The 22855-nt window shown below is 71.5% G+C and carries 16 protein-coding genes; 9 read left to right on the forward strand and 7 right to left on the reverse strand.

Translation table 11 applies throughout. The features are described 5' to 3' along the window. Positions 1 to 77 precede the first annotated feature (77 nt). The 3 genes from ER308_RS22535 (at position 78) to acs (ending at position 4235) form a co-directional block, all read left to right on the forward strand. Positions 78 to 437, forward strand: coding sequence for a DUF4212 domain-containing protein (locus ER308_RS22535; protein WP_240731818.1), 360 nt, complete (start codon positions 78 to 80; stop codon positions 435 to 437). Next, the gene (locus ER308_RS14385; protein WP_131155623.1) at positions 434 to 2113 is read left to right on the forward strand and encodes a sodium:solute symporter family protein; all 1680 of its coding nucleotides are present in this window, start codon (positions 434 to 436) and stop codon (positions 2111 to 2113) included. The genes ER308_RS22535 and ER308_RS14385 overlap by 4 nt, the downstream gene beginning before the upstream one ends. Before the next feature lie 169 nt (positions 2114 to 2282). Then, positions 2283 to 4235: an acetate--CoA ligase gene (gene acs, locus ER308_RS14390; RefSeq protein WP_131155624.1), complete on the forward strand. Its 1953-nt coding sequence runs from the start codon at positions 2283 to 2285 to the stop codon at positions 4233 to 4235. A gap of 22 nt (positions 4236 to 4257) precedes the next feature. On the opposite strand, the gene ER308_RS14395 is transcribed toward acs, so the two are convergent. Continuing rightward, a complete protein-coding gene (locus ER308_RS14395) occupies positions 4258 to 4914 on the reverse strand; it encodes an SDR family oxidoreductase (RefSeq protein ID WP_131155625.1) in 657 nt (218 codons plus the stop codon). Positions 4915 to 5180: 266 nt separating this feature from the next. Between ER308_RS14395 and ER308_RS14400 the strand changes: the two genes are divergently transcribed. After that, complete coding sequence (locus tag ER308_RS14400; protein ID WP_131155626.1) at positions 5181 to 7628, forward strand: cell wall-binding repeat-containing protein; 2448 nt, start codon at positions 5181 to 5183, stop codon at positions 7626 to 7628. Between the two features lie 466 nt (positions 7629 to 8094). Next, entirely contained in the window at positions 8095 to 10740 is a 2646-nt protein-coding gene (locus tag ER308_RS14405) for a cell wall-binding repeat-containing protein (protein WP_165492108.1), read from the forward strand. A 131-nt stretch (positions 10741 to 10871) separates the two neighbouring features. Here ER308_RS14405 and ER308_RS14410 read toward each other — a convergent pair whose 3' ends face one another. Continuing rightward, on the reverse strand, positions 10872 to 11696 hold the full coding sequence (locus ER308_RS14410; protein ID WP_165492109.1) for an HAD family hydrolase: 825 nt from the start codon (positions 11694 to 11696) through the stop codon (positions 10872 to 10874). A 235-nt stretch (positions 11697 to 11931) separates the two neighbouring features. Here ER308_RS14410 and trpS point away from each other — a divergent pair, with 235 nt between their 5' ends. The 3 genes from trpS to orn are packed head-to-tail and all read left to right on the forward strand — an operon-like array spanning position 11932 to position 15556. After that, a complete protein-coding gene (trpS, locus tag ER308_RS14415; protein WP_205745632.1) occupies positions 11932 to 12960 on the forward strand; it encodes a tryptophan--tRNA ligase in 1029 nt (342 codons plus the stop codon). After that, a complete protein-coding gene (locus ER308_RS14420) occupies positions 12957 to 14936 on the forward strand; it encodes an ABC-F family ATP-binding cassette domain-containing protein (protein ID WP_131155629.1) in 1980 nt (659 codons plus the stop codon). Before trpS ends, ER308_RS14420 begins: the two co-directional genes overlap by 4 nt. Continuing rightward, a complete protein-coding gene (orn, locus tag ER308_RS14425) occupies positions 14933 to 15556 on the forward strand; it encodes an oligoribonuclease (RefSeq protein ID WP_165492110.1) in 624 nt (207 codons plus the stop codon). Before ER308_RS14420 ends, orn begins: the two co-directional genes overlap by 4 nt. 10 nt (positions 15557 to 15566) lie before the next feature. On the opposite strand, the gene ER308_RS14430 is transcribed toward orn, so the two are convergent. Both ER308_RS14430 and ER308_RS14435 read right to left on the reverse strand, forming a co-directional pair. Then, positions 15567 to 16973 (reverse strand): MFS transporter, encoded by a 1407-nt coding sequence (locus tag ER308_RS14430; protein ID WP_131155630.1) that lies wholly within the window; start codon positions 16971 to 16973, stop codon positions 15567 to 15569. Positions 16974 to 16979: 6 nt separating this feature from the next. Beyond that, on the reverse strand, positions 16980 to 18248 hold the full coding sequence (locus ER308_RS14435) for a Glu/Leu/Phe/Val family dehydrogenase (RefSeq protein WP_131155631.1): 1269 nt from the start codon (positions 18246 to 18248) through the stop codon (positions 16980 to 16982). Between the two features lie 302 nt (positions 18249 to 18550). Here ER308_RS14435 and ER308_RS14440 point away from each other — a divergent pair, with 302 nt between their 5' ends. Next, entirely contained in the window at positions 18551 to 19360 is an 810-nt protein-coding gene (locus ER308_RS14440; protein WP_165492111.1) for an SGNH/GDSL hydrolase family protein, read from the forward strand. 52 nt (positions 19361 to 19412) lie between these two features. On the opposite strand, the gene cysC is transcribed toward ER308_RS14440, so the two are convergent. The 3 genes from cysC to ER308_RS14455 all read right to left on the reverse strand — a co-directional run bounded on the left by cysC (position 19413) and on the right by ER308_RS14455 (position 22828). Beyond that, positions 19413 to 19979, reverse strand: coding sequence for an adenylyl-sulfate kinase (gene cysC / locus ER308_RS14445; RefSeq protein ID WP_131155633.1), 567 nt, complete (start codon positions 19977 to 19979; stop codon positions 19413 to 19415). 91 nt (positions 19980 to 20070) lie between these two features. Further along, positions 20071 to 20823, reverse strand: a complete 753-nt coding sequence (locus tag ER308_RS14450) for a succinate dehydrogenase/fumarate reductase iron-sulfur subunit (protein WP_131155634.1) — start codon at positions 20821 to 20823, stop codon at positions 20071 to 20073. Positions 20824 to 20893: 70 nt separating this feature from the next. Then, a complete protein-coding gene (locus ER308_RS14455; RefSeq protein WP_131155635.1) occupies positions 20894 to 22828 on the reverse strand; it encodes a fumarate reductase/succinate dehydrogenase flavoprotein subunit in 1935 nt (644 codons plus the stop codon). Positions 22829 to 22855 lie beyond the last annotated feature (27 nt).

Below are 22855 nucleotides of genomic sequence, written 5' to 3' on the forward strand. Positions count from 1 at the left end.
GGTCTGCCCGCGCCCGGGGTCCTCGATGGCGCCGCGCGGGTCGCCGCCGAGGTGTCAGGCGATCGAGAGGAGCTGCTGTGGACGAGAGCGACCGGTCTGACGGCGACGGCGGCCACGGGGCCCCCGTCGCCGATGATCCGCCCGAGCCCGAGCCCGACGAGGCCGAGGGGTGGCAGCAGGAGTACTGGCGACGGAACCTGCGCCTCATGGTCGTCCTGCTGGCGATCTGGGCGTTGGTGTCGTACGTGTTCGGGATCCTGCTCGTCGAGCCGCTCAACAACATCGAGATCTTGGACTTCCCGCTGGGCTTCTGGTTCGCCCAGCAGGGCTCCATCTACACCTTCGTCGTGCTGATCCTCGTCTACTGCCTCCGGATGGACCGGCTCGATGACGAGTTCGGCGTGAGCGAGCGGGACGAGGAGGGGAATCGGCGATGACGGCCATTCAGCTCTGGACCCTGATCTTCGTCGTCGCGAGCTTCGCCACCTACATCGGCATCGCATGGCGCAGCCGGGTCAAGGAGACCGGCGGCTTCTACGTCGCGAGCCAGGGCGTGCCGACCGTCGCCAACGGTGCCGCCGTGGCCGCGGACTGGATGAGCGCGGCCTCGTTCATCTCGATGGCGGGGCTGATCGCGTTCCTCGGTTACGACGGCGCGATCTACCTGATGGGGTGGACCGGCGGCTACGTTCTGCTCGCGCTGCTCCTGGCCCCGTACCTGCGCAAGTGGGGCAAGTACACCGTCCCGGAGTTCGTCGGCGACCGGTTCAGCGAGACCGTGCGCACGATCTCCGCCGGGGCGGCGATCATCGTGTCGTTCACCTACGTCGTGGGGCAGATGCGCGGTGGCGGGATCGTGTTCAGCCGCTTCCTGGACCTCTCGATCGAGGGCGGGGTGCTCGTCGCCGCGGCGATCATCTTCACCTACGCGGTCCTCGGCGGGATGAAGGGCATCACCTACACCCAGGTCGCCCAGTACACCGTGCTGATCATCGCGTACCTCATCCCGGCGGCCGCGATCGCCCAGATCTTCACCGGCGTCCCGATCCCCCAGGTCACCTTCGGGCAGGTCCTCGGTGAGCTGAACCAGCTCTCGATCGAGTTCGGGCTCGAGAGCTACACCGAGCCCTTCACGGCCCGCCCGCAGCTCGACGTCTTCCTCGTCGTGTTGTCGTTGATGGTCGGTACCGCGGGACTGCCGCACGTCATCATCCGCTTCTACACGACGCGGACGGTGCGCGGGGCACGGTACTCCGCGTTCTGGGCGCTGTTCTTCATCGCCCTGCTCTACACCGCCGCGCCGGCGGTGGGCGCGTTCGCGAAGTACAACATCCTCGACGGCGTCGGCGGCCAGGCGCCCGACGAGCTGCCCACCTGGGTGGAGTCCTGGGAAGGCACCGGCCTGATCGAGGTCGACGAGGGGGCCGACACCGTCGAGTCCATCAGCAACGATCCCGCCGACGAGCCCGACCTGTTCGTCGACAACGACATCCTCGTGCTCGCCAACCCGGAGATCGCCGGCCTGCCGGCGCCGGTGGTGGGGCTCGTCGCGGCCGGTGGAATGGCGGCGGCGATGTCGACGGCCGCCGGTCTCCTGCTCGTCATCAGCTCCTCGGTCTCGCACGACTTCTACTTCCGGCGCATCAAGCGGGGTGAGGCGAGCGAGCGCGAGAAGTTGCTGGTCGGCCGGATCGCGATGGCTGGTGCGGTGCTCATCTCGATCCTGGGAGGCATCAACCCACCGGCGTTCGTGGCCCAGGTCGTGGCGTTCGCGTTCGGGTTGGCCGCGGCGAGCTTCTTCCCTGCGATCGTGATGGGCATCTTCTGGAAACGCTGCAACGCCCAGGGAGCGGCCGCCGGCATGCTCGCCGGGCTCGCGTTCACGATCGCCTACATGCTCTACACGCTGGAGGTGTTCGGGCTCCAGGCGAACCCGCACGTGCTCGGCGTCAGTCCCGAGGGGATCGGCGCGATCGGTGCGCTGGTGAACTTCGTCGTGGCAATCATCGTCTCGAAGCGCACCGCGCCCCCGAGCGCGGAGCTCATGCGGATGGTCGACGGCATCCGTTACCCCGCCGAGCGGCGGCGCACCCCGACGAGGTCGTCCGGCTAGCCCGGGGGTCCCACCGTCGCCCCTCGTCGTGGGCCCGCAGGTTCTCTACCCTGCGGGCCCCGACGAGGGATCGGGCGCGCCGCCGGTCGGTCCTGTGCCACCGTCGGGCGCGCGAGCGGAAGAATCCACGCAGTACAAGAGCCGACGCGGACACCAAGGAGCCCGAGCCATGAGTGAGCCGGCGATCGCGAACCTGTATTCCGAGCAGCGCACTTTCCCGCCGCCCGAGTCGTTCGCGGCGCAGGCCAACGCCAACGACCCGTCGATCTACGAGGAGGCGGAGGCCGATCCCGAGGGGTGGTGGGCCCAACACGCCCGTCAGCTGCGATGGATGCGCGACTTCGACACCGTGCTCGAGTGGACGCCCCCGCACGCGAAGTGGTTCATCGGCGGGGAGCTCAACGTCGCCGACAACTGCCTCGACCGGCACGTCGACGCCGGGTACGGGGAGCAGATCGCCTTCTACTGGGAGGGTGAGCCCGGCGACACGCGCGCGCTGTCCTACGCGGAGCTCAAGGACGAGGTCAGCCGCTTCGCGAACGCGTTGCGTGGCCTGGGCGTCGGCAAGGGCGACCGCGTGGCGATCTACCTCCCGATGATTCCCGAACTGCCCGTGGCGATGCTGGCGTGCGCGCGGATCGGAGCCATCCACTCGGTCGTCTTCGCCGGGTTCTCGAGCCAGGCGCTCGTCGACCGGGTCGACGACGCCGACGCGCGCGTGGTGATCACCGCCGACGGCGCGTACCGCAAGGGCAACGTCGTGCCGCTGAAGGAGTCGACCGACAAGGCGATCGCCGCGACGGACCGCATCGAGACCAGCATCGTCGTGCGCCGGACCGGCGCCGAGGTCGACATGCAGGCGGGCCGCGACCACTGGTACCACGAGCTCGTCAGCGGCCAGTCGACCGAGTGCCCGGCGGAGCCGATGGATGCCGAGGACGTGCTCTACATCCTCTACACGTCCGGGACGACCGGAAAGCCCAAGGGGATCGTGCACACCACCGGTGGCTACCTCACCCACGTCGCGGCCACGCAGCGCCTCGTGTTCGACCTCAAGGCCGACTCGGACGTGTACTGGTGCGCGGCGGACATCGGCTGGGTGACCGGGCACAGCTACATCGTCTACGGGCCGCTCGCGTGCCGCGCGACGAGCGTGTTGTACGAGGGCGCGCCCGACTACCCCGGCAAGGACCGCTGGTGGGAGATCGCCAACCGGTACGGCGTCACGATCCTCTACACCGCCCCGACGGCGATCCGTGCCTTCATGAAGTGGGGCGCGGAGTACCCGCAGGAGCACGACCTCTCCTCGATCCGCCTGCTCGGCAGCGTCGGCGAGCCGATCAATCCCGAGGCGTGGATGTGGTACCACCAGCACATCGGTGGGGGTAACGCGCCCGTGGTGGACACGTGGTGGCAGACCGAGACCGGCGGGATCATGATCACCCCCCTGCCGGGCATCACCCATGCCAAGCCGGGCAGCGCGATGGTCCCGTTCCCGGGGGTCAAGCCGGTCGTCGTGGACGACGCCGGCGAGCCCGTTCCCCGTGGCAGCGGTGGGTACCTGACCCTTCAGCGCCCCTGGCCGGGGATGATGCGCACGCTCTGGGGCGACGACGAGCGCTATCGGCATACGTACTGGTCGAGCTTCGGCCCCGACGTCTACTTCGCCGGCGACGGCGCGAAGCTCGACGAGGACGGCCACATCTGGTTGCTCGGGCGCGTCGACGACGTCATGAACGTGTCGGGACACCGCATCTCGACCACCGAGGTCGAGTCGGCGCTCGTCGATCACCCGAAGGTCGCCGAGGCCGCGGTCACCGGCCGCAAGGACGAGCTCACCGGTGAGGCGATCGTCGCGTTCGTCACCCTGCGGGGTGCCGAGGAGGGCAACGACGAGCTCGCGGCGGAACTGCGCGAGCACGTGGCCGAACGCATCGGCAAGCTCGCCCGCCCCGCGAACGTGTTGTTCACCCCGGATCTGCCGAAGACCCGCTCGGGCAAGATCATGCGGCGACTGCTCAAGGACATCGCCGAGGGTCGAGAGCTCGGCGACGTGTCCACGCTCGCCAACGCCGACATCGTCGAGGAGCTCTCGAAGAGCTCGGCGGGCGGCGACGAGTAGCGCGCGACCTTTCCCCCGGGTGCTACCCGCCGCGGACGAGGGCGTCGAGGGCGTCGTCGATCGGGGTCTCGCCGCCGACCACCTCGAACACGTGGCCCGCGGTGCGCGGCTCGTCGAGGCAGGCCACGACCACCTCGGCGACATCGGCCCGCGGGATCGCGCCCCGCTCGACGTGGCGGTCCAGCGTGACCAACCCTGTCGCGGGCTCGTCGGTGAGCCGCCCGGGCCGGACCACGGTCCACTCCAGGTCGCTGGCCATCAGTTCCTCGTCGGCCCGGGCCTTCGCGCGCAGGTAGACGCTGAAGACTTCATCGTCGCCCGGAGGGTCGTCGGTCCCCATCGCGCTGATCATCACGTACCGGTCGACGGGTGCCTCACCCGCGGCCTCGAGCAGCGCGGCGGCCCCGCCGTAGTCCACGGTCTCCTTGCGGGCGGCGCCGCTGCCGGGACCCGCACCGGCCGCGAACACCACCGCGTGGGCACCGCGCACGTGCTCCACCAGTGCGTCCACCGGGTCGTGCTCGACGTCGTGCGTGACCGGATCCGCGCCGTCCGCGCGCACGTCCTCGTGGTGGTCGGTGTTGCGGACGAGTCCGCGAACCCGGTCGCCGCGACGGGCGAGCCGCTGGGTGAGGTGTCGGGCGATCTGTCCATGGGCGCCGAGCACGGCGACGTCCATCGCGGGTCCCCTCTCGATGTGCGACCGCGGCGTTCGGGCTGACCCTTCCCGCAGCGGTGGCGCGGCAGACCCGGTGGAGACCTCGAGTACGGGTGACGCCCACACCGGTCTCCCGGTTCTGTCCCGCCTGCGACCCCGCACGGTCGGATCGTCCTGCGAGTGGTCCTTACCCTGCCCTCCGTCGACCCGTGGGCGCTGTGTGTGCTGGTGGGGCCTGCCGATCGACGTGGCACGTGTCCGCATGCACACAACGGAAGGGAAGCTCGATGCCCCGTCACCCACGGCGCGCCCTGCGGCGAGCACTGCTGCTCGCTGCGGCCTTCGCCACCACGCTCGTGATCGCGCTCCCGGTGAGCGCACAGGGCGGTGAGAGCGCCTGGCCATCGTTCGACGCCGACTCGGGTCAGACCCGCCAGGCGGGCGAGTCGGGCCCTGTCGACCCCGGGCTCGACTGGTTCGTCGACCTCGGTGACGTGGCGACCGACGACGCGCCGGAGGGGTACACCGCCGGCCCCAACCCTGCGGGCGCCCGGATGCCGATCGTCGCGGGCGACGGCACCCTCCTGATGCGGGCCGTTAACAACGAGACCGGCGGCGACCGCGAGCTCATCGGGATCGATCCCGACGAGGGCGACGTGCTGTGGGAGATCACCGACGTCTGGAGCAACTTCCGGGGCTGCGAGCCGGCGGTCGACTCGCAGGGGCGCGTCTGGACCGAGAACTACGGCGAGGCCGAGCAGCACGTCGTCTCCGCTCACGACGTCGCCGACGGCAGCGAGCTCACCCGTGTCGAGGCGGTACCGGAGTGCGCCGACGCGCCACTGCTGCTCGGTGGGGCGGGTGCCGACGAGCGGCTCGTGCTCTTCGGCAACGACGAGGAGCCCGGCGACCTAACGGCCATCGACGTGTCGGGTGACGACGCACAGGTCGCCTGGTCCGTCGGGACGGACGGCCTCGACCTCGACGTGGACCAGGTGCTCGGTGCGACGGGCGTGCTGACCGACGACTCGCTCATCTTCGCGGGGCGCACGGGTGAGGCCGTCGTGCTCGTGGAGCTCGCGCTCAGCGACGGCGAGGAACAGGCCCGTGCGGAGATCGAGGCGCCCGAGCCCGAGGACCGCGACGAGCCGATCGACGTGGCCGACTACGACGAGTTCGAGTGGCTGCTCGCCGACGATCTCCTCGTCGTTACCCCCCGTGGTGGCAGCCTCGCCGAGGGCCGAAGCGAGATCATCGGCCACCTGCTCGCCTACGACGTGAGCAACGGCCTGCCCGACGAGCCGACCTGGGACCGACCCGAGCCCGACGAGTCGATGTACCGCGATCTCGTCCTGGGCGACGGGGTGGCGCTCACGAGCACGAGCGGCTCGGGCTCGGTCTTCGCCGTGTCGCTCGAGGACGGCTCGGACGCCTTCAACCCCGATCTCGCGCGGCTGGACGCCGACGCAGGTCTCACCGACGCCGACGGTGCGGCCTTCGCCCGCCGCCGTGAGAGCGGCGGGACGGGGTGGTTGTTGACCTCCACCGGGCCGCAGGGCGACGAGCGCTGGACGATCGACGCCGATCGGGTCCGGGAGGTCGTCGTCGACGAGGTGGACGGTTTCGACGATGCCGACGACATCGACTACGGCCACGGCAACCTGTCGCTCGGCCCGATCGACAACGACGGGACGCTCTACGCGATGAGCCGCCGGAGCGGCGGGCTCCTCGCGATCGACGGCTCCGGGGGCCTCGCCGAGGAGCCGCCCGAGGACGACGACGAGGACCAGATCGGGGGCGCGGACCGGTACGACACCGCGGACCAGCTGGCCGAGGAGTTCGACGCCGCCGAGACGGTGGTCATCGCCCGCGGTGACGACTTCCCCGATGCGCTGGCGGGCTCACCGCTGGCGTCGTACCTCGACGCGCCCATCCTCCTGAGCCGTCCCGGTGGGCTCAGCGATGGCACGCTCGCGCAGATCGACCGCCTAGGCGCCGATGAGGCGCGCCTGCTCGGCGGTGAGGCGGCTCTGTCGGCGGAGGTGGAGGCTCAGCTCGGGGCCGCGGGACTCTCGGTCGAGCGCTACGACGGGGCGAACCGGTGGGACACCGCGGCGCTGATCGCCGAGGACCTGCCCGTCGACGACGCCGCGTTCGTCGCGCGGGGCATCGACCCCGATGACCCCACCAGCGGGTGGGAGGACGCCGTCGCGGTGTCCGCCCTGGCGGCGTTCACCGAGGCGCCGATCCTGCTGACCGCGACCGACGCGCTGCCGGGCGACACCGCGGACGCGCTGCAGGGCCGGGCGGATGTGGACATCGTTGGCGGCAGTGCCGTGGTCTCGTCGAGTGTGGAGTCCGAGATCGACGACCTCGTCAGCGGGGATCCCGGCCGGTTGGCCGGCGCGGACCGGTGGGCGACCTCGGGAGGGATCGCCGACGCGTCGGTGAACGCCGGCATGGACCCGTCCACGGTGTGGCTCGCGACGGGGCTCAACTTCCCCGACTCGTTGGCGGCGGCACCGGTGGTCGGTGCCACCTCGGCGGAGCTCGCCGGTCGGTCCGGCGGCGTGTTGTTGCTCGTCAACGGCGATGACCTGTCCCGCTCGCCAGCCAGCGAGCAGTGGTTGCAGGCCAACGCGGGTGGCATCGATCGCGTTCGCGCAGTGGGCGGCACCGCGGTGGTGAGCCCCGAGGCGCTGGACGGCGCGCGGGACGCCGCCGGCGTCGAGTAGCGCAACCTCGCAGGAACGAGCGGGCGGCACCCTCGGGTGCCGCCCGCTCGTCGGTGGGGCCGCGGGCGCCGGAATCGCGACCGCGACTCCCCCGACGGGACACGCCGGCGGGGTGGCGTGGCGGCCGAGTCGAGCCTCCCGGGAGCCGCGGGGCGCTTGGTCGGAACGGAGTCTCCCGCTCGTGTCCCACCCGGGAGCATGTTCTGTTCCGACTTTCCGGCACGGGCGGGTTACGTTCCGTTGGCTGCTCGCGATAGGCGGACGCGATCGACGTGTCCGACTCGGCGGTTCGCCGGAGATGCCACGCCGTAAGCCGCGGGTCGCTCGGGATCTCGGAAGGCCTCGGGAATCGATGTTCGGCGCGGTGAGCGTATGCGGGTCTGGCGAGTGCATGCGGGTCAGGTGTGGTCAGCAGGAAGGGAGATTGCAGATGGTCGCGAGGTTGAGGTTAGGCAATCCGGTAACCATGCCACGAAGTTTCTTCGTGCTGGCGGGGTTGGTGCTGTTGTTGGGATTGGTGGCCGTGCCCGCCCACGCCGACGACGGTGACGCGGCTCGCAGCTCGGGCGCGGACCGCTTCGAAACGGCCGCGCAGGTGTCGAGTGACGTCTTCGATCCGGGTGAGGTCGATCGCGCCTACCTGGCCACTGGCTTCGAGTTCGCGGACGCCTTGACCGCGGGTGGGCCCGCGGCCGTGGACGGCTCTCCGGTGTTGCTGACCCGGGAGGACCGGTTGCCGCAGGCGACCGCGGACGAGCTGGATCGGCTCGGCGTCGACGAGCTCGTCGCGGTCGGCGGGAGCGCGGCGATCGACGACGCGGTCCTGGACGAGGCGGAGCAGCATGTGGGCAGCGTGTCGCGCGTGTGGGGCCAGAACCGGTACGAGACGGCCTCCGAGCTCGCCACCCAGCTCTTCGACGCGGACGACGTGGACGCCGTGTACGTGGCTTACGGTGAGGACTTCGCCGACGCGCTGTCGGCGGTGACCGCCGCGGCCCGCTTCGACGCCCCCTTGCTGTTGACCGGCCAGGCCTCCCTGCCGGCGACCTCCTCCGACGCCCTCGACCAGCTCGATCCCGATCGGGTCGTGCTCGCCGGCGGCACCGCGGTCATCGACCAAGGGGTCGAGGCGGAGCTGGAGGAGATGGGCATCGAGGTCGACCGCCAGTCGGGCGCCAACCGGTTCCAGACCGCCGCGACGCTCGCGAGGGAGCACTTCCTCGGCGCCCGGGAGATCGTGTTGGCCAACGGCCTGGACTTCCCGGACGCGATCCCCGGTGCCGCCGCGGCCGCACGCCTCGGCTCGCCGCTGTTGCTGGTCACCCAGAACGACCTGCCTGCGGTGACGTCGTCGACGATCCAGGACCTCAACCCGCGGCAGGTGCGCGTCATCGGCGGGAGCGCGGTCGTGTCCCCGGACGTGGCGCACGACGCCGGCGCCGTCGAGCGCACCGCCCTTGCCCCAGGCGAGGTCCCCGACTTCGCGTTCCTGCGGTTCGACTCGAGCGCGAGCCCGACGATCCGCAGCGCCGCGGTCGGCACGTTCGACGGTTCGGTCGAGGAACTCAGCAACTCGCATCCCGAGGAGCAGCACTCCCCGAGCGCGTTCTCGCCGGACGGCGAGTGGTTGCTGTACCGCAGGGCCGCCGAACCCGGCGTGGCTGAGGAGGACGTCGAGGAGCAGGTCCGCCTCGTGTCCGTCGAGGAGGGCTCGGCGTCGACCCGCATCCTCTCCGACGGGGACGAGCGGGACTGCAGCCTGAGCAACCTGCACTTCGACCCCACCGGTGAGCAGGTCGCGTTCGTCTGCGAGGACGCTGCCGACGACGACGCCGAGTCGATCGGCATCAGCGATCTCGACGGGGACACGACCTGGATCGACGACGCGGCCTTCCAGCAGGTGCGCATCGGTGAGGGCGGCGAGCTGTTCGTCGTGCGGGACGCAGGTGACGGCGAGGAGCTGCGCGAGCGCGACCTGACCAGCCCCGAGGCCGAGGGTGACCTGATCCACAGCGTTGACGAGGGCACGCTGCAGAACCTGCAGGTGTCCGACGACGGGTCGCAGATCGCCATGACGCACGTGCGCGGTGACAGCACCACGCGCGGCGACGATGCCTCGATCCTGGTGATCGACCTCGACACGGGGAGCGTCACCGAGCTGCTGGCCGACGCCGACGGCGACGCGGCGATGGACGAGCACCAGCTGCGTGACTGGCACCCCGACGGTGACCAGGTGCTGGTGGCCACCGGTGGGTACGACGGCAGCGGCGAGTCGACGCTGCGGCTGGTCAGCATCGCTGACGACACCGACCAGACGATCGTCGCCGAGCCCCGCCATCTTGATGAGGACACCATCAACCGCGCCGAGGTCAGCCCCGACGGCGGCTTCGTGTTCTACAGCAACCCCAACCGCTCGGGCAGCGTCTTCAATCGGCCCTCGGTGTGGCTGTACGACCTCGAGTCGGAGCAGCGCACCACCGTCGACCTGCCCAGCGGGTTCGGTGGGCCCGGCCTGCCGCTGCTCAACCCGGCGGCCTTTGCCGATGGTGGCCCGAACATCGCCACCTCGAGCGAGTGCTTCGAGACCGACACCGGCACCACGTTCGACGGCTCCAACCAGGCGGTCGACGAGCCGCGCGCGGACGTCGTCGAGGTTTGCGTCGAGTACGGGGCGGACGAGGTCGAGATCAGCACGCAGGTGGATGAGCCCACGGATCCGCTGTCGGACGCCGGCTGGGCCCAGGCCCCGGACGACTCGGACGCGCCGTGGACGTCGGTCGTGCACGACCTGAACGTGACCGGCGAGGAGTTCGGACCGACCAACTACTCGGTGACGTACCGTCTCATCGAGTTCGAGGGGACCGAGCGGCTCGACGTCCGCGTCGACAACCACGACGAGAACATCGCGGAGTGGTGCACCGACGACAGTGACGGGAGCTACGAGGACGGCTGGTACGTCGTGACCCTCGGCACCGACGAGTGCTTCGACGAGCCGGACAGCATAGGGGTCAGTACCCTGATGACCTACCGCACGGGCCCGAGCGCCGATGCGTTCGCCAGGGACCGGCATCCCGGTCAGGACGGCTTCTTCGACGCGGTCGCCGCTCCCTGATCGGCCACGCTCGACCAGCGCAGGCGAACGGGGCGCCCTGAACGGGGCGCCCCGTTTCGCTGTCAGCGTCCCGAGCCTCCGACGTGGCTCTCGGGCCCCGGTGCGCCCGGTGCGGTGCGCCGAGTCGGCGCTCAGCAGGCCCCGCTGTCGAGCAACTCGGCGAGCGAGCTGACCACGTGATCGGCGTCGTCGGGGCCCGCGACGCCGAGAGGGTCCACGGCGATGGTCACGCACCCGCGGGCGCGCGCCGGCGCGATGTCGTTGCGCAGGTTGTCGCCGACGACGGCGACCCGCTCGGGGGGATAGTCGGTGAGCAGCCGGTCGAGCACCTTGTCGAGGCCCTCGGGTTTGCCCGCGCCGAAGTGGACCTCGTCGAACGCGTCGCCGATCCCGAGCCGCTCGAGCAGAGGCGCTGCCAGCTCGTCCGGCGTGTTGCTCAGGAGGACGCGGTACGTCCCCGGCGGGAGCGAGTCGGCGACCCGTCGGGCCAGCGCCTGTCCGGGAAGGTCCACGGAAGGGTCGACCATGTTGGCCCGGACCCGTCGGAAGGCCTCGGCCTCCGACGCGCGCGAGATGCCGGCGCGGCGGATCGCCGCACGCGCGATCTGCCAGCCGTCGCCCAGGTAGACGAAGTCCTCGGGGGGCGGCGCGGAGGGACGTGGCTCGCCCTCCCACGTCGCGACCTCCTCCGGGGCGTTCAGTCCCCCAGGCCGCACCTCGTCGCGGGCGTCGTCGTAGAGCGCGCCCAGCGGCACGGAGTGCTCGCCGGCGAGGATCGTTCGGGCGTCGTCGGCCGCACGGGCCCCGGCCTCGCCCGCGACCTCGACCAAGCAGTCGAGATGGGTCTCCAGGAACCCCTCGTCCTCGTGCAGCGTCCCGTCGAGGTCGAGGACCAGGGCCGTGATGCCGTCGGGCCATCCCCTGCCGGTCGTCGCTCGATCGTGGTCCTGGGTCACCGGTCGCACCACCTTCGCTCGCCTGTTGGGGGACGCCACAGGTTAGTGGCAGCGTGAACGCTCCAGTGCCGCGGGAGGGGTTGTGCACATGGGCGGATTGACACCCGTGCGTGGCCGGTTTACGAGGGCGGACTGACACTCGTGCACGGCCGGCTTACGATGCGGTGAGGTGCACGGTCGGCGGGCACGGTGGCGCCACCCGCCTCGACAGGCAGCCCAACGGAGGAGCAGCGCGGTGGCCAGGGTGTTCAGCGGGGTGAAGCCGTCCGGTAACCCGCACGTGGGCAACTTCTTCGGGGCGTTCACGCGCTGGGCTGAGCTCCAGCAGCCCGGCCACTTCTACTGCGTGGTGGACCTGCACGCGATGACGGTGCCCCACGACCCGGCGGAGCTGCGTGAGCAGACGGTCGACCTCGCGTCCTGGCTGCTTGCGTCCGGCCTCGACCCGGACACCGTGACCCTGTTCGTCCAGTCGCAGGTGCGCGAGCACTCGGAGCTGGCCTGGATCCTCGACTGCGTCGCCACGATGGGCGAGCTGCAGCGCATGGTCCAGTTCAAGGAGAAGGCAGCGGGCCAGCGCGACAGCGTCTCGGTCGGGCTGTTCAACTACCCGGTCCTGCAGGCCGCGGACATCATCCTCTACCAGGCTGACGAGGTGCCGGTCGGCGAGGACCAACGCCAGCACATCGAGCTGTCGCGCGACATCGCGCACCGCTTCAACCACCGGTTCGGCGACACGTTCCGGTTGCCGACGGCGACGCTGCCGACCAGCGGCGCCCGGGTGATGGACCTGCAGCACCCGGACCAGAAGATGTCGAAGTCCGAGGAGAGCCCGCAGGGCACGATCGACCTCGCCGACGACGCCGACACGACGCGCAAGAAGTTGATGCGCGCGGTCACCGACTCCGGTAGCGAGATTCGGGCGAGCGCCGACAAGCCGGGGATCGGCAACCTCCTCGAGCTGCTGTCCGCGGCGACGGGGCGGACGATCCCCGAGCTCGAGGACGAGTTCGCCGGGAAGGGGTACGGCGACTTCAAGAAGGCGGTGGCCGAGGCGGTGATCGAGCGGCTCGCTCCGGTGCGGGCCCGCTACGCCGAGTTGCGCGCGGACCCGGCCGCGGTGCACGCCGAGCTGGGCAAGGGAGCCGACCGCGCCCGCGAGATCGCCGCCGCCACCATGGCCGACGTGCGCGAGAAGGTGGGGCTGTTCGGGGCCGAGCGCGTGCGGGGGGCGGCCGATCCGGCGGAGGCGTCGCCGGCGTGAACCTCGCGAGCCTCGAGCGCATCCGCAAGGAGTACGCCGAGCGGGTGGTCCTCGACGGGGTGTCGTTCGGTGTCGACGACGGCGACCGCGTGGGCGTCATCGGCCTGAACGGGAGCGGCAAGTCGACCTTGTTGCGGATCCTCGCCGGTGTCGAGGCACCCGACGACGGTCGGGTCACGCACGGGTCCAGCGTGCGCACGCACTACCTCGCGCAGGAGCCGACCCTGCCGGACGAGGCCACCCCGTTCGAGGTCGTCATCGGGATCGGCGCGACCGAGGCCGACGCACCGGCCGAGGCCGGGGTGGTGCGCGCGTTCGAGGCGGCGCAGGCCGCGGTCCGTGACGCGCCCGAGGATCCGGCCGCGCTGGAGCGCTTGGAGGCCGCGACCCAGGAGATGGACGCCGCCGGCGCGTGGAGCCTCGAGCGGCGAGCCCGCGCGACGCTCGACCGCCTCGGCCTCGGCGGGGTGCAACAGCGGGTCGGGACGATGTCGGGTGGCCAGCGCAAGCGGGTGGCGCTCGCCCGGGCGCTCGTGAGCCCCGCCGAGCTGCTCGTGCTCGACGAGCCCACCAACCACCTCGACGTCGACGTGATCGAGTGGCTCGAGGGCGAGTTGCGCGGGCGGACCGGCGCGCTCGTGCTCGTCACGCACGACCGCTATCTGCTCGACCGGCTGGTGACGCGGGTGATCGAGGTCGAGCGCGGGCGGATCCACACGAACCACGGGAGCTATGCCGACTACCTCGAGGCCCGGGCGGAACGGCAGGCCCAGGCCGAGCGCGAGGAACGCAAACGTCAGAACCTCGCCCGCGTGGAGCTCGAGTGGCTGCGCCGTGGCCCGAAAGCGCGGGGCACGAAGGCCAAGCACCGCGTCGAGAAGGCCCACGAGCTGCTGGAGAGCCGCGTCGACACCGAGCAGCCCGAGCTCGTCGTCAACCTGCCGGCCCGGCGGATCGGCTCGAAGGTCGTGGACCTGCACAATGCCGGCAAGCGCTACGGGGACCAGTGGGTCGTCAGCGACGTCGATCTGCGGTTGCAGCCTCGGGACCGCATCGGCCTCGTGGGCCCGAACGGCAGCGGCAAGACCACGCTGCTCGGCCTCGTCGCCGGTCGGCTCATGCCCGACGCCGGCAGCGTCCGCATGGGCGACACCGTGCACGTCGGGTGGTTCGGGCAGGAGCCCGAGCAGCTGCCACCGCGCACGCGGGTGCTGTCGGCGGTGCAGGAGATCGTGCGCGAGACCAACACGGCGGGGCTCGTGGGCGCGGAGCGCGGGCGATCCGAGGGGATCCGGCTGACCGCCGGGGATCTGCTCGAGCGCTTTCTGTTCACCTCCGCTCAGCAGAAAGCGTACGTCGAGGACCTCTCTGGCGGTGAGCGGCGCCGCCTCGAGCTCCTGCGGGTCCTCGCCGACGCGCCCAACCTGCTGCTGCTCGACGAGCCGACCAACGACCTGGATCTCGACACGCTCTCGGTGCTCGAGTCGTTCCTCGACGGCTGGCCGGGCGCGCTCGTCGCCGCGAGCCACGACCGGTACTTCCTCGACCGGGTGTGCGGGGACGTCTGGTCGCTCGATCCGCCCGAGCCCGGGGGACCGGGGCAGCTGCGCCACCATCCGGGCGGCTGGCCGGCCTACCGTGACTGGCGGGCGCAGAGCGATCGCCGGGCGCAGGCCGACTCGGAGCATCGCGCCGGCGGCGAGAACGGCCGACGGCAGTCGAGCGGCGACGGTGGGGGACGTGGGCGCAAGCTCACCTACAACGAGCAGCGTGAGCGGGCGCAGCTGGCCGAGCGGGTCGGCGAGCTCGAGGAGCGTCGCGCCGCGCTCACCGACGCCCTGGAGCACACGACCGACCCGGACGAGCTCTCGCGGCTCGGCCGCGAGCTCGCGGACGTGGAGGCGGAGCTCGACGCCGCCGGGACGCGGTGGCTGGAACTGGAAATGGTCGCGGACGAACGGAGTGCGAACCGATGAGCACCGAATTGGAGCGACCGCTCGTCTGGGTCGACCTCGAGATGACCGGCCTGGACCCCGAGCGCGACGTGATCGTGGAGGTCGCGGTGATCGTGACCGACGGCGCGCTCGAGACGACCGTCGAGGGGCCCGACCTCGTCATCGGCCAGCCCGACGAGAAGCTCGATCAGATGGTCGAGGTCGTGCGGGACATGCACGAGAAGAGCGGGCTCACCGAGGCGATCCGCCGGAGCGAGGTCACCGTCACCGACGCCGAGCGTCAGGTGCTCTCGTTCATCGCCGAGCACGTGCCCGATCAGCTGGTGGCGCCGCTGGCCGGGAACTCGGTCCACGCGGACCGGATGTTCCTGCGGGCGTACATGCCGCAGGTGGAGTCGCACCTGCACTACCGCAACGTGGACGTGTCGACGATCAAGGAGCTCGCGAAGCGGTGGCGCCCCGACGCCGTCGCCTCCGCGCCGACCAAGGACGGGGGGCACCGGGCGCTGGCCGACATCCGCGAGTCGATCGCCGAGCTGCGGCACTACCGCGACGCGATCTTCGGCCCCCCGTCGGACAACGGGGGGACGCCGGGCGCGGCGCCTGACGCCGAGGACGCCGGACCGGTCCACGAGGCGTAGTCGCTCGGGATCACGACCGGCTCGAGCGTTCGGGATCCCGGATCGCGCACCAGGCGACGACGGCCGCGGCCGCGCACAGGCCGGCAGCCGCGAGCATCGCGCGCCCGAAGCCCTCGGCGAGCCCCTCCAGCCCGTCGCCGCTGATCCCGCCCGCGAGCGGCAGCAACGCGACAGCGAGCAGCCCCGCCGTTCGGGCCACCGCGTTGTTCACGCCGGACGCCGTCCCGGCGAGCGTGTCGGGAGCGGCGGTGAGCACCGTCGTGGTCAGGGGCGCGACGACCGTGGCGAGGCCGACGCCGAACGTGAGCACGCCGGGGAACACCCCGCCGAGGTAGCCCACGTCGGCCTCGATCCGGGTCAGCAGCGCCAGGCCTCCTCCCGCCGTCAGGGAACCGACCGTGAGCAGCCACCGCGGGCCCACGCGGCCGACGAGCTCGCCCATGCGCGGCGAGAGCAGCACGAGCATCACGGTGATCGGCACGAGCGCCGCGCCCGCGGACAGCGCCGACCAGCCCAGCGTCGCCTGCAGATGCACCGCGACGAGGAAGGTCGCGCCGGTCAGGGCGGCGTACACGAGCAGGGTGACGACGTTCGCGGCCACGAACGACCGTGACCGGAACAGCGTCGGTGGCAGCATCGGCTGGGCCACGCGCCGCTCGACGACGACCAGCGCGCCGAGCGCCGCGAGTCCTGCCAGACCGAGCCCCGCGACGAGTGGCTGCCCCCACCCGCGGGCGGGGCCCTCGATGAGCGCGTAGACGATCCCCCCGAGGGCCGCGACCGCCAGGAGCGAGCCGGCGACGTCCAGCCGTGCCCGTTGGGGATCGCGGGTCTCGGGCACGTGCCGCGCCGCCCACAGGGCGAGGAGCGCGCCCGGGACGTTCAACAGGAAGATCCAGCGCCACGTCGCGGTGTCCACGAGCAGGCCGCCGAGCAGGGGACCGGCGGCGGTCGAGACGCCGGACAGGCCCGTCCAGGTGCCGATGGCCCGGCCGCGCTGTGCGGGGCCGAACGCGGCCGACACGATCGCGAGGCTGCCGGGCACGAGCAGCGCTGCTCCCAGGCCCTGCAGCGCGCGGGCGGCGACGAGCGCGCTCGCCGTCGGCGCGAGGCCGCAGGCCCGCGAGGCGATGGTGAACCACCAGAGCCCGACGACGAACACGCGCTTGCGGCCGAACCGGTCGCCGAGCGCGCCGCCGAGCAGGAGCAGCGCCGACAGGGCGAGCAGGTAGGCGTCGACGGTCCACTGCAGCCCCGCGAACCCCGCGTCGAGGTCCCGGTCGATCGCTGGCAGGGCCACGTTGACCGTGGTCGCGTCGAGGAAGGCGAGGCCGCTCGCGAGGATCGTCGTCGCGAGCACCCACCGGCCCGCCGCGGTGCCGAGCCGGACCGGCCCGGCGCCGAGCGCATCGTCCATACCGGGCTACAGGTACCCGCGCAGATCGGCCGCCCGTGCCACCCGCTCGACGCCGACCGCGAAGGCCGCGCGGCGCAGTCCGATCCTCGCCTCCTCGCCGTCCCTCGCGGCGGCGTAGTCGCGCAGGGTCTCGTAGGCCCGGCGCATGCGCTTGCGCAGCTCACCGTTCACCCGGTCGAGATCCCAGTGGAACATCTGGATGTTCTGCGTCCACTCGAAGTACGACACGGTCACGCCTCCGGCGTTGGCGAGGACGTCCGGCAGGACCGTGACGCCGCGGTCGTGGAGGACCTCGTCGGCCGCCGGGGTCACCGGGTGGTTCGCCGCCTCCACGATCAGGTCGGCCCGGACGTCGTCCACGTTGTCCTTGGTGATGACGCCGCCGAGCGCCGCGGGGATGAGCACGTCGACGTCGAGCGTGAGCAACTCGCCGCCCTCGAGGGCCTCCGTGTCGGGACAGCCGGCGACCGTGCCGGCCTCCTCCAGGTGCGCGTCGACGGCGTCGAGGTCGAGGCCGCGCGGATCGCGGATGCCGCCCCCGACGTCGCTGACGGCGACGACGCGGTAGCCCTGCTCGACCGCGCAACGGGCGGCCCACGATCCCACGTTGCCGTATCCCTGCACCGCGACGGTGAGGTCCTCGGGGTGGCGGCCGGCGTCCTTGACGGCCTCGTCGAGCACCACGATGCAGCCTCGACCGGTCGCGGCGTCGCGGCCGACCGAGCCGCCGAGCTCGACCGGCTTGCCGGTGACGATCGCGGGATCGTGGCCGTACTTCTGTCCCCAGGCGTCCATCATCCACGCCATCGTCTGAGCACCCGTGCCCATGTCGGGCGCCATGATGTCGCGGTGCGTGCCCATGATGTAGCTGACCTGCGACATGTACCGGCGGGTCAGTGCCTGGAGCTCCGGGCGGTTGAGCCCGCCCGGATCGACCTGCACGCCCCCCTTCGCCCCCCCGAACGGCAGGTCGAGGATCGCGGTCTTCCAGGTCATGAGCGACGCGAGCGCGCGCACCTCGTCGATGTCGGCGTGCGGGTGGTAGCGGACCCCTCCCTTGTAGGGACCGCGGGCGCCGTTGTGCTGGACCCGGTACCCGTACACGACCTCCTTGGACCCGTCCGCCCGCGCGATCGGGACCTGGACGCGGATCTCGCGGTACGTGCCGCTCAGGATGTCGCGGGTCGTGTCGCTGATGCCGGTCTCGTCGGCCGCCTGGTGGAAGAAGTGGGTCACCGCCTCGAACGGCGTCATCCCGTCCTGGACCTCGGCCATGGCTCGCCCCTCCTCGCGCGCTCCGTGCGGCGCACGCTAGCGGTCCGCGCGCGGTGAGGACACACCCGGCCCGAACGGGCCGGTGCCTGCGGCCCGAACCGGGAGGCCCGCACGCGCGGACATCCGGCGGAATGCGCGGCACGGCGTGCGGCGCTACCTCCGGGGTGCCCGCACGCGCGGACATCCGGCGGAATGCGCGGCACGGCGTGCGGCGCTACCTCCGGGGTGCCCGCACGCGCGGACATCCGTCACCGGCTGCTGGGCACCGGGCAATCCGGCGTCGGGGGTGCGAGAGTGGGGGCGTGCGCCGATTCGTCGTGGTCCTGCTGCTCCTCTTCGCCGGCGGCCTCACCGCGGCCGCGATAGCGGGCCCGGAATCGGTGCGCGAGGCCGTCGCCAGCGCGCAGGCCCTGCTCGGCGACGAGGAGGCCGGCGGGGACGACCCGGGCGAGCCCGAAGGCGAGCCGCTGGACTACGTCGCGCTGGGCGATTCGCTGGCGGCCGGGTTCGCGGCACCCAGCGGGTACCCGGAACATTTGGCGCAGCGCCTCGAGGAATCCACCGGTCGGCCGGTCGAGGTCGAGGTCGCGGCGCAGATCGGTTGGACGACCCGAAGGCTGCGCGACGCCGTCGATGAGCGGGCCCCGCTGCGCGAGGCGCTGGCGGACGCCGACTTGGTGACCGTGAGCGTCGGCAGCAACGACCTCTTTCGCGCGGCCTTCGAGCTCGGGGAGACGTGCGCCGAGCCCGCGTGCGCTCGCCCGCCGATCGAGCGGTTCCACGAGCGGTGGGAGGACCTGCTCGCGGAGATCGATGCGCACACCGACGCCAGGGTCGTCGTCACCGACTTCTACGACCCGTTCGCGGGCCGCCGGGGCGAGGACGAGCTCACGAGCCTCGGCCGCGAGCTGCGGGCCGAGGCCAACCGGGGGCTGCGCGCCGCCGCGGAGCAGCGCGGGTTCGTGATCGCGCCCGTGGAGCAGGCCTTCCATGGGGCGGACGGGACCGAGGATCCCCGTGACCGCGACCTCATCGCCTTCGACGGCATCCATCCCAACCGCGCGGGGCAGGAACGCATCGCCGACGCGGTCGAGGCCGCCCTGCAGCGTTGAGCGCGCAGTGGTCGGGAGACGCGTGGTCGGGAGACGCGGTGGTCGGGAGACGCTAGCGGGCCGCTGCCTGCAGGAGCCCGCGCCGGGCGAGCTCCTCGACGAGGCGGTCCACGCAGTCGGCCGCCTCCGACCGATCGGTGCGCAGATGGACATCGGGGGCACGGGGAGGCTCGTAGGGGTCGCTCACCCCGGTGAACCCGTCGAGCTCCCCCGCGAACGCCTTCTCGTAGAGGCCCTTGACGTCGCGAGCGGCGCAGACCTCCAGGGGCGCGTCGACGAACACCTCGACGAACGCCGGCGCCATCGCCCGCACCTCCGCGCGCGTCGCCGCGTACGGGCTGATCGCGGCGGTGATGACCGTGACGCCGTGCTTGGCGAGCAGCGACGCGACGTAGCCGATGCGTCGCACGTTGGTGTCGCGGTCCTCGCGGCTGAACCCCAGCCCGGCGGTGAGGAACCGGCGCACCTCGTCGCCGTCGAGCACCTCCACCGGGTGCGCGCGGTGGCGGAGCTCGGCGGCGAGGAGCTCGGCCACGGTCGACTTGCCGGCCCCCGACAGCCCGGTGAGCCAGACCACCGCGCCGTGGGTGCCACAGGGCACGTCGTGCGGGGTCGTCATGGGCAACGGCCTCGGGTCGGCGCGGCCCGGTCGGGGCCTTGGCTGGGGCTTTGCTCGGGGCTTTGATCGGGGCTCTGGTCGGGGCCTTGGCTCAGCTCGCGCGCATCTGCTTGAACGAGGCCTTGCGGTAGTCCTTGTTCAGCCACGCGATGAAGTCGATCGAGATGTCCTTCGGGCACGCGTCCTGGCACTCGCCGTGGTTGGTGCAGGAGCCGAAGTACTCCTCCATCACCTCGACCATGTTCACGACGCGCTCGTAGCGCTCGGGCTGGCCCTGTGGCAGCAGGTTGAGGTGGGAGACCTTCGCCGCGGTGAACAGCTGCGCGGCACCGTTGGGGCACGCGGCAACGCAGGCGCCGCAGCCGATGCACTGCGCGGCCTCGAAGGCGGTGTCGGCGATCGGCTTGTCGACCGGCGTGAGGTTCGCCTCCGGCGCCGAGCCCGTCGGCACGGTGATGTAGCCGCCCGCGGCGATGATCTCGTCGAACGCGGTGCGGTCGACGATCAGATCCTTCTGGATCGGGAAGCCGGCGGCACGCCACGGTTCGATCGTGATCGTGTCGCCGTCCGAGTAGTTGAACATGTGGACCTGGCAGACGGACGCGTTCTCGACCGGCCCGTGGGCCTCGCCGTCGACCATCACACCACAGGTACCGCAGATGCCCTCCCGGCAGTCCGAGTCGAAGGCGATCGGCTCGATGCCCTCCTCGGTCAGTTGCTCGTTGACGAGGTCGAGCATCTCGAGGAACGAGGCGTGCTCGTCGATGCCCTTCGCCTGGTAGGTCTCGAAGCGTCCCTCGGCCTCCGGGCCGGGCTGGCGCCACACCTTGAGCGTCAGGTCCATCGCGTGCGGTCCTTTCGGCTGCCCGACGCCTGCCCCCTCGGGTGTGGGCACGGGCCGTCGGCGTCCTCGGCTACTTGTAGCTGCGGGTCGAGGGGGTGACCGTCTCGAACTCGAGGGGCTCGGGAATGAGCTCCGGGTCCTCGCCGAGCCCCCGGAACCGCCAGCGCGCGACGTACGCGTAGTTCTCGTCGTCCCGCAGCGCCTCGCCCTCCTCGGTCTGGTGCTCCTCGCGGAAGTGCCCGCCACAGGACTCCTCGCGGTGGTGGGCATCGACCGTCATGAGCTCGGCGAGCTCGAAGAAGTCCTGGACGCGCCCGGCCTTCTCGAGCGACTGGTTGATCGTCTCGTTCTCGCCGAGGACCCGCACGTCCTTGTGGAACTCGTCCCGCAGTGTCCGGATCTCGCTGCGAGCCTTCTCGAGGCCCTCGGCGGTGCGCGACATCCCGCAGTAGTCCCAGAGGATCCGGCCGAGCTCCTTGTGGAACGAGTCCACGCTGCGGGTGCCGTTCACCGACAGCAGGCCGAACACCTTGTCGCGCACCTCGGCCTCGGCCTCGGCGAACGCCTCGTGGCTCGTCGGCGGCGGCGACTCCCCGAGCATCGGCGCCAGGTAGTTGCCGATCGTGTACGGGATCACGAAGTAACCGTCGGCCAGCCCCTGCATGAGCGCGGAGGCGCCGAGGCGGTTCGCCCCGTGGTCGCTGAAGTTCGACTCGCCGAGCGCGAACAGGCCCGGGATCGAGGTCTGCAGGTTGTAGTCGACCCACAGGCCGCCCATCGCGTAGTGCGGGGCGGGGTAGATCCGCATGGGGACCCGGTACGGGTTCTCGTTCGTGATCTTCTCGTACATCTGGAACAGGTTGTCGTACTTCGCCTCGACGCCGTCGACGCCCATGCGCTCGATCGCGCCGGCGAAGTCGAGGTACACGCCGTTCTTCTGCGGGCCGACGCCATGGCCGGCGTCGACCATGCGCTTCGCGGCGCGGCTGGAGATGTCGCGTGGCGCGAGGTTGCCGAAGGCGGGGTACAGGCGCTCGAGGTAATAGTCGCGCTCCGACTCGGGGATGTCCTCGGGCGGCCGGGTCTCGTCGGGATCCTTGGGGACCCAGATCCGCCCGTCGTTGCGCAGTCCCTCGCTCATCAGGGTGAGCTTGGACTGGTAGTCGCCGGACTGGGGGATGCAGGTCGGGTGGATCTGCGTGTAGCACGGGTTGCCGTACACCGCGCCCTTGCGGTGCGCGCGCCACGCGGCGGTGGCGTTGGAGTTCTTGGCCATCGTCGACAGGAAGTACGCACTGGCGTAGCCACCCGTGGCGAGCACGACCGCGTGGGCCGAGTGCGAGCTGATCTCGCCGGTCCCGAGGTCGCGCACGACGACGCCGTGTGCGCGACCGTCCACGACCACGAGCTCGAGCATCTCGGTCCTGGGGTGCAGGGTGACGCTGCCGCGGTCGACCTGGCGCATCAGCGCCTGGTACGCGCCGAGGAGCAGCTGCTGGCCCGTCTGGCCCTGCGCGTAGAACGTGCGCGAGACCTGCGCGCCCCCGAACGAGCGGTTGTCCAGCAGGCCGCCGTAGTCGCGCGCGAACGGCACGCCCTGCGCCACCGCCTGGTCGATGATGTTCACCGAGAGCTGGGCGAGGCGGTACACGTTGCCCTCGCGGGAGCGGTAGTCGCCGCCCTTGATCGTGTCGTGGAACAGGCGGAAGATGCTGTCGCCGTCCCCCTGGTAGTTCTTGGCCGCGTTGATGCCGCCCTGCGCGGCGATCGAGTGGGCCCGTCGCGGCGAGTCGTGGTACGTGAAGCACCGGACGTTGTAGCCGAGCTCGCCGAGGGAGGCCGCCGCGGACGCCCCCGCGAGGCCCGTGCCCACCACGATGACGTCGAACTTGCGCTTGTTGTTGGGGTTCACCAGCTTCATGTCGAACCGGTGATTGTCCCACTTGTCCTCGAGCGATCCGTCGGGGATCTTCGCGTCGAGATCCAGCTTCTGGTCGACCGGCATGTGTCGGCTCCTTGCTCGGCTCGTCGC

Origin of the sequence: Egibacter rhizosphaerae (genome assembly GCF_004322855.1) — a bacterium.
Classification (GTDB): Bacteria; Actinomycetota; Nitriliruptoria; order Euzebyales; family Egibacteraceae; genus Egibacter; species Egibacter rhizosphaerae.